Source organism: Peptoclostridium acidaminophilum DSM 3953, assembly GCF_000597865.1.
Classification (GTDB): domain Bacteria; phylum Bacillota; class Clostridia; order Peptostreptococcales; family Peptostreptococcaceae; genus Peptoclostridium_A; species Peptoclostridium_A acidaminophilum.
The window spans coordinates 2,159,638-2,174,090 of the sequence record NZ_CP007452.1; the positions used below are offsets into that span (position 1 = coordinate 2,159,638).

Annotated in this window: 12 protein-coding genes; 1 reads left to right on the forward strand and 11 read right to left on the reverse strand. The window is 48.4% G+C overall.

Features of this window, described 5'->3' with window-relative positions; translation table 11 throughout:
• Positions 1-60: 60 nt before the first annotated feature.
• From EAL2_RS10560 to EAL2_RS10580, 6 genes are read right to left on the reverse strand one after another with little or no spacing between them, the layout of a single operon-like run.
• The gene (locus EAL2_RS10560) at positions 61-1,323 is read right to left on the reverse strand and encodes an alkaline phosphatase family protein (protein ID WP_025436354.1); all 1,263 of its coding nucleotides are present in this window, start codon (positions 1,321-1,323) and stop codon (positions 61-63) included.
• Positions 1,320-2,114 carry a hypothetical protein gene (locus EAL2_RS10565; protein WP_025436355.1) on the reverse strand — a complete coding sequence of 265 codons (795 nt, stop codon included), beginning with the start codon at positions 2,112-2,114 and terminating at the stop codon, positions 1,320-1,322. Before EAL2_RS10565 ends, EAL2_RS10560 begins: the two co-directional genes overlap by 4 nt.
• A 4-nt stretch (positions 2,115-2,118) precedes the next feature.
• Positions 2,119-3,504: an NAD(P)/FAD-dependent oxidoreductase gene (locus EAL2_RS10570; protein ID WP_330375767.1), complete on the reverse strand. Its 1,386-nt coding sequence runs from the start codon at positions 3,502-3,504 to the stop codon at positions 2,119-2,121.
• A 52-nt stretch (positions 3,505-3,556) separates the two neighbouring features.
• On the reverse strand, positions 3,557-4,444 hold the full coding sequence (locus EAL2_RS10575; RefSeq protein WP_025436357.1) for a hypothetical protein: 888 nt from the start codon (positions 4,442-4,444) through the stop codon (positions 3,557-3,559).
• Positions 4,445-4,459: 15 nt separating this feature from the next.
• Positions 4,460-4,654 carry a hypothetical protein gene (locus EAL2_RS14890; RefSeq protein ID WP_051489156.1) on the reverse strand — a complete coding sequence of 65 codons (195 nt, stop codon included), beginning with the start codon at positions 4,652-4,654 and terminating at the stop codon, positions 4,460-4,462.
• Positions 4,651-5,559 carry an LCP family protein gene (locus EAL2_RS10580; RefSeq protein WP_148295988.1) on the reverse strand — a complete coding sequence of 303 codons (909 nt, stop codon included), beginning with the start codon at positions 5,557-5,559 and terminating at the stop codon, positions 4,651-4,653. Before EAL2_RS10580 ends, EAL2_RS14890 begins: the two co-directional genes overlap by 4 nt.
• A gap of 123 nt (positions 5,560-5,682) precedes the next feature.
• On the opposite strand from EAL2_RS10580, the gene mscL reads away from it, so the two are divergent.
• Positions 5,683-6,081 carry a large-conductance mechanosensitive channel protein MscL gene (mscL, locus tag EAL2_RS10585; protein ID WP_025436358.1) on the forward strand — a complete coding sequence of 133 codons (399 nt, stop codon included), beginning with the start codon at positions 5,683-5,685 and terminating at the stop codon, positions 6,079-6,081.
• A gap of 182 nt (positions 6,082-6,263) precedes the next feature.
• On the opposite strand, the gene EAL2_RS10590 is transcribed toward mscL, so the two are convergent.
• The 5 genes from EAL2_RS10590 to ade form a co-directional block, all read right to left on the reverse strand.
• Positions 6,264-8,075, reverse strand: coding sequence for an ABC transporter ATP-binding protein (locus EAL2_RS10590; RefSeq protein WP_025436359.1), 1,812 nt, complete (start codon positions 8,073-8,075; stop codon positions 6,264-6,266).
• Entirely contained in the window at positions 8,065-9,804 is a 1,740-nt protein-coding gene (locus EAL2_RS10595; RefSeq protein WP_025436360.1) for an ABC transporter ATP-binding protein, read from the reverse strand. Before EAL2_RS10595 ends, EAL2_RS10590 begins: the two co-directional genes overlap by 11 nt.
• Positions 9,805-9,983: 179 nt before the next feature.
• Positions 9,984-11,903 carry a [Fe-Fe] hydrogenase large subunit C-terminal domain-containing protein gene (locus EAL2_RS15845; RefSeq protein WP_025436361.1) on the reverse strand — a complete coding sequence of 640 codons (1,920 nt, stop codon included), beginning with the start codon at positions 11,901-11,903 and terminating at the stop codon, positions 9,984-9,986.
• A gap of 262 nt (positions 11,904-12,165) precedes the next feature.
• The gene (locus tag EAL2_RS10605) at positions 12,166-12,516 is read right to left on the reverse strand and encodes a DUF1622 domain-containing protein (protein ID WP_051489164.1); all 351 of its coding nucleotides are present in this window, start codon (positions 12,514-12,516) and stop codon (positions 12,166-12,168) included.
• A gap of 99 nt (positions 12,517-12,615) precedes the next feature.
• The gene (gene ade / locus EAL2_RS10610; protein ID WP_025436363.1) at positions 12,616-14,331 is read right to left on the reverse strand and encodes an adenine deaminase; all 1,716 of its coding nucleotides are present in this window, start codon (positions 14,329-14,331) and stop codon (positions 12,616-12,618) included.
• Positions 14,332-14,453: the final 122 nt, after the last annotated feature.

Consider the following 14,453-nt stretch of genomic DNA (forward strand, 5'->3'; position numbering starts at 1 on the left):
TGATTATTCTTATCGTATGCTATTATTCTATAGTTTTTTCCAATGGATTGCACCCTCCAGCTATTCAGCCTCCAGCTTATTCACCTGCTGCGGCGTATAGAGTATGTCTCTGGGGCCGGAGCGCAAGTGGCAGAGCTTCGCCCTGTCCGTCATGTTGAGTATCATCGGTATAAGGTCTGTGCCGTTCATCCTTATGCTGCCCTTGGCGCAGCTCCTCTCGCCGAAGTTTTCCACATCATCCACCCTGAGTCCTTCCCCTATGAACATTATAGGCACAGGCTCGCCTGAATGTATCAGAGCTCCGCCGCTTGGCGTCGAGTGGTCGCCTGTCACAATAAGCAGCGTATCCTCGAGAGCTTCGGCAAGTCTTCCTATTCTCTCGTCAATGCCTTCTATTGCCTTGACCTTGTTGAAGGGGTTCTTGGTGTGCGCCGCCTCGTCGGGCGCCTTGGTATGCACGTGAACAAAGTCCCAGTCGCCTTCTATTGCCGTTTCTATGGCAGTCTCCAGCGTGTCGTATTGTATATACTCCATGCCCAGCATCTGCGCGAGACCTCTCATGAGCCTGCTCTGGCCGAGAACTGCGCCCTTCATGCCATTTTGCCTGTGAAACGGCGTCACAGAGCTATGCTCGGCGGCCCATTTTATCATAAGAAAGTTGGCGGGCTGCATTCCAGCTGCCATCCTCCTGGTGTTTATCTCATGGGCGTAGAGTACCCTCGAGCATTCCAGAAGGTACCTGTTCATTATGCCGGCTGTGCGCACGGCCTTTTCATCGTCTGTCTCGAATGGCTCTATCTTCATTACATGCTGATCCTTGTAAAAAGGATCAGCATCGGATATCATGCTGCTTAAGTCCTCGCCTTCCATTACAAGAAAGCCATGACTGTCGTATGAAAACACCCACTCGAAGCGGCAGCCCTGGAATTCCTTCGGAAGCGCCCTTGAAAGCTCCATGGCCTCTTCCCTTGAAAGCTCCTGAGTGAACCGATCGCGCAGCATGAAGCCGCCATTTAGCTTTTCAGTCCACGCCCAGGATGTCCTCATATACACCCTGCCCTTTTCTATGGTCAGGCCCTCCCCCTGGGCGTCTATTACCGTCCTTCCCGGATATTTTACCGGGTCATAACCAAACAGTATGAAGTGGGCCATTTCAGTGCCAAGAGGCACTCCCTGCCTCCAGGGCACCATTATCCCGGTTTCAGCCCTCTTGCAAAGTAGATCGAGCTTTGGAGTCCTGGCGTATTCAAGCGGCGTCTTGCCGCCCAGCTCTGCAAATGTACGATCGCCTACGCCGTCCAGAAGAAGTACTATTGCCTTCATATCAGATCCTCAATAGCTTTTATCATTTCCTTCTTGCCCGCATGCTCGTCTTTTATAATCACCTCTGTAAGCTTTGTGCACACAGGATACAGGAACTCTTCAAGGAAGCGGTCAAGCTGAGCCTCGTCGAATATTGCCTTGCCCGATACGTCATTGTAGTTGCCGCTGTATACGCACTCGGGATGCTTTGAGCCTTCCGCCCAGTCCCAGCCTATTATCTCCGTTATCTCATCGCCTGAGTATATCTTCCTTAGCGGCTCCACAAGCTCCACACCGAAACTCTCAACTATCCTCTTGTATGCATCCAGGCTCTGAGGAAGCTGATTGACCTTTATCCTCTTGTCGTGGTATTCCCTCTCGCCGGCTATGATCTTCCTTCCAAGCCTCAGGGCCATTGGAATCCTGAGTATGTGGAAGTATGCGTGGCAGCCTATGCATGGATTGTAAAAGCCGAATTTTTCAATCAGCATAGTTGCGAATCTGCCGTTTATAGCGCTCCAAAGCTGCGGATTGCTGTAGACGACGAGCTCGTGCACCCTCTTCCTGCCGCCGTATTCCCTGTCTATCTGCTCAACCAAAAGGGCGTGGTTTTCCCTAATGGCGTCCAGGTTGCCGTATTCCGTGCCTGCAAAGCTCGCCACAGGAAGTACGTCGTTTATGTCGCCTCTTTCCATTGCCTTTATTATGGCAGCGGCGCTGTCCCTTCCCGAAAATTCGCCTATGGCTGTATCCTTTGGAAGGGAATTTATTATGCTTTCTATCTTGTCGTTTTCAGTGTTGAAATATATCACGCTATCACTCCTTTAGGCTTATTACCCTGGCCACGTGTACTCCGCTTGCGCTCGCCTGAGAGAGCGATCTTGTAGTCCCGCTTCCGTCTCCTATAGCGTACATGCCCTCTATATCAGTCTCCAATTCTTCGCTGAGCTCGAGCCTCGAGCTGTAGAATTTGACCTCTACTCCGTATAGCAGGGTGTCCTCGTTTGCCATTCCAGGGAACATCTTGTCAAGCTGGAATATCATCTCTATTATATCATCCAGCTGTCTCTTTGGCAGCACAAGACTAAGATCCCCGGGAGTGGCTTCAAGCGTCGGCCTTGTGAAGCTCTGCGCAAGCCTGTGGTGGTTAGTCCTTCTTCCTCCTGTTAGGTCTCCAAAACGCTGCACCAGGACTCCGCCGCCAAGCAGATTTGAAAACGAAGCTATCCGCTTGCCGTATGCGTAAGGATCGTCGAAGGGCTCTGTGAAGCGGCTGCTCACAAGCAGGGCGAAGTTGGTATTCTCACTGCCGAGGCTCTTGTCTGAAAAACTGTGCCCGTTTACAGTTATTATTCCGTCAGTGTTCTCTGTTACCACATAGCCGTTGGGGTTCATACAGAAGGTCCTTACTATGTCGCCGTAAGCCTTTGTCCTATACTTAATCTTGGCCTCATATATCTCTCCGGTTATGTCCTCTAGCACCTGGGCTGGTACCTCTACCCTTACGCCCACATCCACCTGATTGTTTATCAGCCGCAGTGCCAGGTTCTCCCTGCACTGCCTGGCGAACCACTCGGCGCCGCTCCTTCCAACTGCTATTATCAGGTAGTCGCTCTTGAATATATCCTCGTCGCTTTCAATCTCAAACCTGTGCCTTGAATCCTCATATGCGTTGACATTTTTTATCCTTGTCCTGAAATGGAATTTAACGCCGCTGGACTTTAGGTACTCATACATGCTCTTTAGTATCCTGAGGTTCTTTTCGGTGCCAAGGTGCCTGACCCTGCCCTCTAGCAGGTGAAGGTCATGCTTTAGCGCCTCCTTCTTGTAGCCGCTCTTTGGCTCGTAGACCTCCTCCAGTTCCTCCTCAGAGAGCTCAAGTATCACCTTGTCCACATACTCCATGAGGCCAAGCGCGTCTTTATCGTCTATATAGTCTGTGAGCCAGCCTCCGTACTCTGTTGTTATGTTGTACTTGCCGTCTGAAAATGCGCCCGCTCCTCCAAAGCCGCTCATTATTGCGCACGGCTTGCAGTTTATGCAATTTCTTGTCTTGCCCTCAAGTATGGGACACCTTCTGTCGTATATGCTGTGCCCCTGCTCGAACACGTTTATTTCCAGCTTATCATCCAGAAGCTTATGCAGCTCATATGCCGCAAACAGCCCGCTAGCGCCCGCTCCTATTATGTTTACCGTTTTCAAATTCAACGCCCCCATTCCTTTTTGTATTCGAATAGCCAGTTGCTCTAAGTCGCTAATTCCCTGCTGGCCCCTCACTCTCGAGAGTCTGCGTTAACTTGTTTATCTCGTTTTGTACGTTTGGCGTCAGTTTGAAACCCTCTGATTCGAGAACAGTATAGTACTGCTTGAAAAGCTCGAGGAATCTGCTCTCGTCCTCTATTGCAATGGCCTTCTTGTAGCCTTCACTGGCCTCTTGCGAGAGTGTGTTGCCCGGCGGCTCGAATACGGCCCAGTTGAGGTACGCCGCTATGTAAAACATATACAACTTCTTTATATCGGGGACTTTTGGCGATTCAGGAAATTCTCTCATGAACTTTTCCGCCGTAAGTATCCTACCCAGGAACTCCTCCATCGATATTGCCAATGCACCGTCCCTCATTGCAAATTCCATGTATTCTGCATTCATTATTTCTATATACGATTTCCAATCGCCTGTGACATATTTTGAATACTCCTTGTACATGCTGTAGTCTATATATGGATAGAAATTGCCTTCGAGCGATATAAGTGTGTATCCCCTTTGCCTTGTCATTTCCACAAACTCTTTGAGATCCTGATCCTGCACCTGTCCAGGGCTGTCTATCTTTGCTGCCATGCCCGACTGCTCTATCAGCCTCTCCTGCAGGCTGCCTTCAAACGCCTCGTCGATCCTTTGCTCGACAAGCCCCTTTTGAGTTTTTTCAAGCTCTGCAATTACCTTTGAGGCATTTTCCGGCGAGAGGCTGCTTATGTTCTCCTTGGCAAAGTCAAGTACCGCTTTCTCATCGTGCTCCGCCGCTGCAAGCTTTTCAAAGCTTTCCATGACGGTCTTTTCGCTTTCACCCGCTGGCTTCATCGCGCACCCCATAGTGCCAATTGCAATCGATATGACGGCTATAACTGCAACAATAAGTCTTTTCATGTCCATCCCCCTGTCCTAGTTATTGCCCAGCCTTTTGAATGCCGAGCTGTTGTCAGGAACAGCCACCTGCGAGGCGTCCATTCCCGGATATGCAAACTGGTGAAACTTGACTGATGTTTCCTTGGGCCTTGGGACCATGACCCACTGCTTGTTTATCTTGCCTGTGGCATAGTCACCGTTGGCAGGAAGCCTCAGGCTTTCGATTTTCATGCCTTCCGCCCTCGACTCGAGTAGCTATAGCCGTATGCAAGCATGTCCCCTATGCTTATGTCACTCCTTAAATAAGGGTAAATCTGCTTTGCCATTTCGGCTCCATCCTTTAATCCCAAGCTCTTGGCCTTGTCTATTATAAGTGATATGACCCTTCTTTGACGCTCAGTCCGCTCGTAGTCTCCGTTGCCAACAAATCTTATGCTCGTGTATGCAAGCGTCTGATCTCCATTGAGATTATACATGCCTGGTCCGCTCAGATAGTTCTGGGGCCCCTGCTTGATGTAGTTGTTGAGCTCGTCCACTTCGTAGGGCTTTACCTCCACGCTTATGCCACCCAGCAGGTCCACAACCTTCTGGAAGCCATAAAAATCTATGAGCGCATAGTGTTCCAGGTCTATGTTGAAGTTGTATTTTAATGTGCGCACCAGGAGCTCAGGTCCGCCGTAAGAATAGGCCTCGTTTATTTTTGAATATCCCTTGCCCAGTATGTCTACATACGAATCTCTCATTATGGAGGTAAGCCTGGTGGTTTTGTTTTTGAAGTCAAGCGTGACCACCATTATGGAGTCGGTTCTTCCTTTGAAATCCATGCCTCTGTCGTCAATCCCAAGGAGCAGTATGTTGACGGTTTTATCGTTCTGCGCAGGCAGCTGGATACCCCTGTTTTCCTTCGCCATTATCTTTTCCTCCTTAGTGAACTCCGGCTTTTGTATGGCCCGGCTCTCCTCTAAAGGCTTCCACTGCAAAACAAAAATTGCTGCGATGACTAAAATTGCAGCTGCTACAAGCGCCGGTATAAATTTTCGTTTACCTTTGTTTCCTTCCACCTTGTCCATAGCATATATGCCCGGCATCCAAATTCCCGCCAGCCTCCTTTCTATTGTCTTATAGAGTTTATACACTCACTTCCTGCATTCGAAACCTATAGCGTGATTATTACAAAGCTATTCAATTTTTAGCTTTTGTTGCCTGCGCTATATTTTGGGTAGAAATATTCTAACTAAATATTTTTAGGAGGTGCTGTTATGCTCAAGGAATTCAGGGATTTTGCGCTTAAAGGGAACGTAGTGGACCTTGCTGTTGCAGTTGTTATAGGCGGCGCTTTCGGCAAGATTGTCGCATCGTTTGTGAATGATGTGCTTATGCCTTTGCTTGGACTTGTAATGGGTGGTGTTAATTTTACGGATCTGAAGTATGTATTCAGGGCCGCACAGGGGGACATTCCAGAGCTCGCTCTCAGGTACGGGGCCTTCATACAGTCGATTGTTGACTTCATAATAATTGCGTTCTCCATTTTCATGTTCATTAAAATGCTCTCCAGAATGAAGAAGAAACAGGAGGAGGCTCCTGCCGCTCCGCCTGCTCCAAGCAACGAGGAAGTCCTGCTTGGCGAAATCAGGGATCTGCTCAAGGCGGAAAAATAGGACTGCAGATGAATATCGTAACCCCTGCCGAGATATTCTACTTTAGAAAAATCCACTTAAAAACCGGGTGCTGAGGATATTTTGAATATCACTCTCTCACCCGGTTTTTTTAATTGGAATTTGCAAAGCTTGTCCCACCTGACTCTGCACAAATCGAAATTGAAACGTTTCCTCTTCGTACACTATTCTCTCTTGAACTGGCTGTTGTAGAGGTTGTAATAGAAGCCTCCCTTTCTCAACAGCTCCTCATGGCGGCCGCTTTCTATTATTTCACCGCCGTTTATAACGAGTATTGTATCGGCATTTTTTATTGTGCTTAGCCTGTGGGCTATTACAAAGCTTGTCCTATTTTCCATGAGCTTGAGCATAGCTTCCTGTATGTGCATCTCCGTGCGAGTATCCACGCTGCTTGTAGCCTCATCGAGTATGAGTATTGCCGGATCTGCCAGTACAGCCCTTGCTATGGCTATGAGCTGCTTTTGTCCCTGGCTGAGATTGCTTCCGTCCTCGGAGAGGATGGTGTCGTAGCGCTGGGGCAGCCTTCTTATGAAGCAGTGAGCGTTTGAGAGTCTTGCTGCCAGCTCGACCTCCTCATCTGTCGCATCAAGCCTTCCATACCTTATGTTGTCCATTACAGTACCTGAAAACAAATATGTGTCCTGCAACACTATGCCCAGAGACGACCTGAGGCTGTCGCGACTTATATTTCTAATGTCGATTCCGTCTATTAGTATTCTGCCCTCGCTGACATCGTAAAAGCGGGTGAGCAAGTTTACTATGGTCGTCTTTCCTGCTCCCGTCGGGCCTACCAGCGCCACCGAGTGCCCCGGCGGCACGTGCATGCTTATATCCTTTAGCACACTTTGCCCCTCTTCATATCCAAAAGCCACTCCCTCGAGTATTACTTCGCCCTTTACGTTCTCGAGCCTTATTGCGTCCGGAGCGTCCTTGGGCTCTGGCTGCTCGTCCGCTATTTCAAACACCCGCTCCGCTCCCGCTATTGCTGTCTGAAATGTGTTGAACTGATTGGCCAGCTCGTTGAGAGGCCTTGAAAATTGCCTTGAGTAGTTTATGAAGCTGGCTATGACTCCCACGGTTATTGTTCCCTTCACTGCCATGTAGCCTCCTGCTCCTGCCACTATTGCAAATCCCATGTTGTTCAGAAGGTTCATAAGCGGCGGAATTACGCCCGAGAATATCTGAGCCGGTATGGCGCAGTCTCTGAGCCTGATGTTCCCTTTTTCAAACGCTTCGAGGCCTTCTCTCTCGCGTGTGAACACTTTCACTGCCTTTATTCCGGATATGCTCTCCTCTATGTAGCCGTTGAGCTCCCCTATAGCCCTTTGCTGCTCGAGGAAGCGCTCCTTAGTCGCTTTGGCTATGGCCTCGGTTGTATAAAGCATCAGCGGCACTATCGTCAGTGTCAGCAATGTCAGCAATGGGCTCAGATAAAGCATCATGGCTATTGTTCCTGCCAACATGAGCACGCTTGATGCTATCTGCGTTATGCTCGTGTTGAGTGTGCTGCTTATATTTTCAACATCGTTTGTCAGCCTGCTCATCACGTCTCCGTGCTGTCTGCTGTCAAAGAATTTCAGAGGCAGCGCCTGAAGCCTGTCAAAGACATCTAGTCTTATATTCCGAACTGCGTCCTGAGCCATGCCTATTATTACATAGTTCTGAAGCCATGTTGCTGCCGCTCCCAGAATATAGAACATAGCCATGAGCAAGGTTATGACAAGAAGGCCTCCATAGTCTCCCGGTATTATGTACTTGTCGATTGCCATGCCTATCAGGAGGGGTCCGGCAAGCATTATAACCGAGCTGAGCGCAACAAGCAGCACAGAAGCCGCCAATGCGCCCCTTTTCCTTGACATGTAGGGCCAGAGCCTCTTTATGACGGCCTTTCTGTCCCTTGGCTTTTCCCCCGGAACCCTGGCTCCGTGAGCCCCTCCGAATCTTGGCTGCTGTCTTTGCGTTGGCCTATTCTCCATTTGCGCACGCCTCCCCGCCAAGCTGAGATTTACATATATCCTGATATATTTCGCTCCTTGAAAGAAGCTGAGCATGCGTACCCTGACCCGCTATCGCCCCGTCCTCGAGCAGTATTATATTGTCAGCGTCGATAACCGAGCTCACTCGTTGAGCTATTATTATGGTGGTGGTGTCCTTGAGCATGGCTCTTAGCGCGTTTTGCATCCTTGATTCCGTGCCCATGTCGATGGCGCTTGTGCTGTCATCTAGTATGAGTATTGGCGCTTTTTTCAGGAGAGCTCTTGCAATGGATATGCGCTGCTTCTGGCCGCCTGATATGTTGACGCCTCTTTGCCCTAGCACCGTATCATAGCCGTTTTCAAAATTCATTATGAAATCATGAGCCTGAGCAGCCTTTGCCGCCTCAATCACCTCATCCATACTGGCATCCCGCCTGCCCCAGCGTATATTTTCCTCCACGGTGCCCGAAAATAATATCGATTCCTGGAGTACGAAGCTTATTCCTCCTCTCAGAGCTGCGAGCCGCATGCTGCGCACGTCTCTGCCGTCCACAGTGACGCTGCCCTCCGTCACGTCATAAAGCCTTGGGATCAGGCTCACAAGCGTGGACTTGCCTGAGCCTGTCGAACCGAGTATTGCCACCGTCTCTCCGGACTTTATTTCGAAGGATATATTCTTTAGTACCATGTCGCCGCTGGCTCCTTCATACCTGAACGATACGTTTTCAAAAACTATATCCCCTTCCGATACCGGTTCATTGCTCACCCCTTCAATCTCAGCTATGTCCTCCCTCGTTTCGAGCACTTCGCTTATTCTCAGTGACGAGGCCTTCGCCCTTGAAAACATCATGAGGACGAAGGTTACCATTAACAGTGAAAACAGTATAAGGGTCATGTAGTTTATGAAAGCCATTATCTCCCCTACCTTTATTGCTCCGCCCCTTACCTGTATTCCGCCAAACCACAGCACAGCGGCTATGCTGAGGTTCATTATTAGCATCATCAGAGGCATGGTCAGCACCATAAGCCTCAGTGCCCTTACTGTCACATCGACGAGCTCCTCGTTTGCATTTGCAAATCTAGCTCTCTCGAATGCCCCTCTTACAAAGGCCTTTACCACCCTGACTCCCACCAGGTTCTCTCTCGTAACGAGGTTGACATTGTCCAGCTTCTGTTGGAGCTTTGCAAACAGCGGAAAGCCCTTTCTTATTACGGCCGACAGCGCCATTATAAGCACTGGAATTGACACTCCCATTATGAGAGCGAGTCCCGGATTTATGCCTATTGCCATTACAAGGCCACCTACTGCAAGCAGAGGTGCCCTGACAAGTATCCTCAGCGACATCATTACTACGTTCTGCATCTGTGTGACATCGTTTGTAAGCCTCGTTATGAGCGTCGCTGTCTGGAAGCTGTCTATGTTTTCAAATGAAAAGCTTTGTATCTTCCTGTAGAGCGCTGAGCGCAGGTCGGTTCCAAAGTTCAGACTCGCATGGCTTGAGGCCGCTATGCAGCCCAATCCTCCGAGAAATCCCAAAATGGCAATCCCTATCATGACTGCACCTGTTCTGAGTATCAAATCCATGTCGCCTGAGGCTATACCTTTGTCTACTATGCTTGCCAGCAGCCTTGGCTGCAAAAGGTCTGCCACAACCTCGACAAGCATGAGCATAGGCGCCAGCAAGGCTGATTTCCAGTAGGGCCTTATATATTTTAAAAGCTTTACCATATTTCCCTCCAAATTTAGCTGATTATAGAGTTATATATCCTAATTTACCCTATGTCACACACGTGGCTTGCCTGCATTTTCGAGATGTGAGAGTTGTACCTTTTTATTTTGCGCCGCAAAAAAACGCATACTCTTCAATCGAAGCATGCGCTTTTTTGCCTTGCTGTTTATTTGAACTTTTAAGTATTTTCGACTAGGGCAGATGCAGTGCTTGCAATCTCCTGGTTCTTTGCGGCCAGCTCCTCAAGCGCCGCGCTTATGTTGAGCACTGCGCTGTTTATCATGTCCGTCTTGCTCTCAAGCTCTTGTGAAACCTTGTTTACAGCCTCTATATGCTCGAGTATTATATTCTCCTCGCTTTGAGTCTGATATGCTATTTCTTTGGAACTGCCAGCCAGATTTCTTACCTCGTCTGCCACGACAGCAAACCCTCTGCCTTGCTCGCCTGCGCGTGCGGCCTCAATCGCGGCATTAAGCGCCACAATGTTGGTCTGGTCTGCAAGCTTTACTATCTGTATGGAGCTTTGTATGAAATCATGTATCTTATCCTGTATTGTGCACATGTCTAAGTTGAGTATTCTCGCAGAATCGAGCAGCTCCTTTATCTTGAGCGAGATTGTCTCAACATTCTCCGATATGTCCTCATTGCCCTTGTAAACCTCGTTTATAGAGTCAATTATAAAATTAACATTCTCTTTGAGGCTATTGTAGCTGGCCTCCTTTTCAATGTTTAGCTGCTCTATTTCTGTCATTGTCGCCAGGAGTTCATCCTGCTTGTAGTTCAGCTCTTTTTCAAGATCTACCGCCCTCTTGTTGAAGGATATGCAGTTTTGAGGTACATTTAATCCGTAATGCACGGCCTTTGCCATCTCGCGGCATTTTCCGTAGCCGCAGGCATTGCAGTCAATCTTTCTGTCGGCTTCACCGTCCTTTAGCATAAGTTCGTATGCCCTGCTGTACTCTTCAGCTGATGGCTCGCTGTATATCCTTAAAGACTTTTTACTGTATGTCCTAAGGAAATCCTGATACGAAAGCTCCTTTTCAAAGCCGTTATAGAGTGGATTTTTGAATTTTCCTTTGCCAAACAGTCCCGGGCTCTTTTTAAGAGCCTTCATCTTGCTGCGCTTCAACTCCTTGAATATATAATCCATCTCGTCAAGTGTAAGCTCATTGTCTGTTGCAGTTCCCTTGTTGCAGCCGTATTCGCAGTTTAACGCGTCTACAAGCAAAGGTACCGGGCGGCCCAGCTTTATGTTTCTGCAGTAGTCCTTCAGATAGCCATATACGTGTCCTATTCCCTCTATCTGCTTTATCCAGGCGTCCTCTACCTCCGCCTCTATGTTCTCCCTTAAGCCTCCCTGCATGGAGTAGAGAACGCCCAGCGAAGGCGAGACGTTGTGCCAGTCCTTCTTTTCATATCTTCCGATGTTTATGTTGTTGCGCTTTATGTATTCAGCCAGCTTGCCGAAGGTTACGTTGTATTCTATGAGGCCTCTGGAGTCACGTATTTCATTTATTTTTGCAATGCATGGGCTTAAGAATGCAATCCTGTCGCTGCAGCTTCTATATTTTTTAAGGTATATAGCCATGCAGCTCATAGGGCTGTGTACAGGCGAAAGCTGTTCCAGCAGCTCGTGGTGGTGCTTTTCTATGAAATTGACTATTGCTGGGCATGGCTGCGACAGAAGCGTCTTTACGTTTTTCTCCATATAGAGCTTAAGGTGTACGTACGAGGTTATGTCGGCTCCGAAGCTAACATCGTATATCCCCCTGGCTCCCAGGCCTTTGAGCCAGGCAAACGTTTGCTTGTAGTCCGGCATGTTTACCCTTATGGCCGGTGCTACTATTAGCGAAATTGGCTTGCCTGCTTTAAGGTCGCTGAAGAATCTTTCAATATCATCGTCATACACTCTTGCGCCATGGGTACATGCCTTCATGCATGAGCCGCAGTTAATGCACTGCTCTTGATTCACTTTGACCTTGTTTTGATTGTTTTCGTCGAAATATGCTATGTTGGCTTCATGTACAGGGCATACTGATATACATTTGTTGCAGCCTGTACACTTTTCTTCTAGTATGTACATAGTCTCCTGAATCATTGCTTCACCTCGTTTTAAGGTATTTTCATCCCTGTTCTTGTCATGGATAGCTATTTTTTTAACGATTCCACTCAGCTTAATGATATCAAATTTTTTAACAATTTTACATACTTATGTTTACATTTATTGACGTCCTGCCACTTGACGCAATTGAATTATGAATATAATGTCATTTTAAACATGTATATATGCATACAGCAATGCATCCCCAATGGTTGTGTGTCTGAGTTATACATCTGCGGTGAATATTTATGAGTAAAAATTATTTCAATTCTTTTATTTCCTTATCAAGGAAGTAGCTTATGAATGTCCTCATTACCACTATGCTTGCAAGTATGAGGACTTCCTGTGTCGTAGGATTTGCTACGGTCTCTATGATGTCGGCAGCTATTAGCACCTCAAGGCCCAGCAGCAGATAGCCTCCCAGGTTCTGGCGTATCTCCTTTCTTGTTTTGAAATTGTTCTCGGGTGTATTTCTGGCGATTTCACTTTTCAAAAATCCTACCACTGCAACTACTACTCCCCATATTATTATGGCCATGGCTGTAAGGCCTATTACAGATGAAATAATTTCAAGTATTTCTCTCAAATCAATCCCTGCCTTTCTAATCATCTAAAAAATTCTTGCTGCTCGAAAAGCCTCCGCTTAGCAAAGGCTTTTGAGCTTGTCACTATAATAGCTTTAATTACTAAAGTCACGAGAGTTCGCGGCTTAGTCTTCAACTGATGTGAATTCGAACCTGGACACATCAAACAGGCCTCTTGCCGTAAGCTTCAACTCCGGTATTACAGGCAGAGACAGGAACGAGAGCGTCATGAACGGATCCATACCCTCTGCAACTCCATGCTCCCTGCAAATCCTGAGCATCTCGGCAAGGTCAGCTGCAACTTCATGGATTCCCCGATCTGACATTAGGCCTGCAACCGGAAGCGGCAAAGTCTTTAGGACTCTTCCTGCCGAAAATACTGTTATACCCCCTTCGCAGCGTATGAGCTCTTTAGCCGCCGCCATGATGTCCTTGTCGCTGTCGCCTATCACTATCAGATTGTGGGAGTCGTGAGCTACCGTGCTGCCTATTGCCGCATTTTTGAGACCGAAATTCTCGACGAGCCCCAGTCCTATCATTCCGCTGCCTTTATGCCTTTCAAGCACAGCCAGCTTGAGTATGCCGCTTTCGCCGGTGAATTTGAAACAGCCTTCCTCCAGCTCGATATCCCTAACCGCCGTTTCCGTAATGAGACTGTTTGGAATTACCCTTATCACCTTCACGTGCTCCGACTCCAGCCCTATCTGAATATCAGCTTCTGAAAAGTCCGCTACATTCATTCTGCCCTTTATGCTTTCATCTATGCTTGACCTGGCTTCAAAGAGCGCCTTGCCAGCCTTTGCCACCAGCCTGCCCTCCTTGAAAACCATGTGCGCCCTGAAATCCTTCAAATCGGCAAAGGCCACTATGTCTGCCTTGAAGCCGGGGGCTATGGCGCCCGCATTCTTCAGGCCGTAGCACTGCGCAGCATTTATAGTCGCCATCCTTATCGCATCCACGGCGTTGAAACCAGTAGCAACCGCTTTTCTCATTATGCTGTCTATGTGCCCTTCCCCGAGCAGCTCGTGGGGATGCTTGTCATCCGTGCAGAAGGTACATCTTGATATATTGCCCGGATTCACGCCCTTTATCAGCACCCCCAGATTCCTGGCGGCCGAGCCCTCCCTTATGTGGACGTACATTCCCAGCCTGAGCCTCTCTTTCATCTCGTCTGCGCTCGAGCACTCGTGGTCCGTTCTGACACCCGCCGCTATATAAGCGTTAAGAGCGCTCCCTGAAAGTCCAGGGCTATGGCCGTCTATTACCTTGCACTTGAAGAGCTCGAGCTTTCTTAGCATCTCCTCGTCTGCACATGTCACCGCAGGAAAATCCATGACCTCGCCGAGTCCCAGGATATTCTCATATCCTGCGATTTCTAAAAGCTCCCTGCTTCCAAGAACCGCCCCTGAATCCTCAAAGGAAGTTGCCGGAACGCAGGATGGCGCCATAATATATATGTCGAGCGGCGCATTTTTTCCATCCTCCAGCATATACCTTACGCCCTCTGCTCCGCACACATTCGCTATCTCGTGCGGATCTGCAATGACAGCTGTGGTTCCACAGGGAACAACCGCTGTCGCAAACCCCGAAGGCGTGAGCATTGACGACTCTATGTGCACGTGGCTGTCTATGAGTCCCGGAGCAGCGTACATGCCCTGAAAATCAATCTCGTCAATGCCTTCATAGCTTCCTATTCCCGCAATAACGCCATCTTCTATTGCTATGTCGCCTTCGAATATTTCTCCCGTGAAAACGCACACTATTTTGCAGTTTTTGAGCACCAGCTGCGCCTTCTCCCTTGCGCAAGCTGCATCTATTATTTTTCTGAGTCTTTCTGCCATATGTGTCTCCTCGCATTCCATTTTGGGATATGATACCCACTTATGCGCTGGAAACAATCATTTTGCCGAACATATTGAAAAAGGCGCCCTCAGCAGACGGCAGATTTCGCCTGTTTGCTGAA

Bases quoted from the DNA above. Each gene is read 5' to 3' on its own strand.
- EAL2_RS10560 (WP_025436354.1), bottom strand. From the start codon at position 1,323: ATGAAGGCAATAGTACTTCTTCTGGACGGCGTAGGCGATCGTACATTT.
- EAL2_RS10575 (WP_025436357.1), bottom strand. From the start codon at position 4,444: ATGAAAAGACTTATTGTTGCAGTTATAGCCGTCATATCGATTGCAATT.
- EAL2_RS14890 (WP_051489156.1), bottom strand. From the start codon at position 4,654: ATGAAAATCGAAAGCCTGAGGCTTCCTGCCAACGGTGACTATGCCACA.
- mscL (WP_025436358.1), top strand. From the start codon at position 5,683: ATGCTCAAGGAATTCAGGGATTTTGCGCTTAAAGGGAACGTAGTGGAC.
- EAL2_RS10590 (WP_025436359.1), bottom strand. From the start codon at position 8,075: ATGGAGAATAGGCCAACGCAAAGACAGCAGCCAAGATTCGGAGGGGCT.
- EAL2_RS10595 (WP_025436360.1), bottom strand. From the start codon at position 9,804: ATGGTAAAGCTTTTAAAATATATAAGGCCCTACTGGAAATCAGCCTTG.
- EAL2_RS15845 (WP_025436361.1), bottom strand. From the start codon at position 11,903: ATGATTCAGGAGACTATGTACATACTAGAAGAAAAGTGTACAGGCTGC.
- EAL2_RS10605 (WP_051489164.1), bottom strand. From the start codon at position 12,516: ATGATTAGAAAGGCAGGGATTGATTTGAGAGAAATACTTGAAATTATT.
- ade (WP_025436363.1), bottom strand. From the start codon at position 14,331: ATGGCAGAAAGACTCAGAAAAATAATAGATGCAGCTTGCGCAAGGGAG.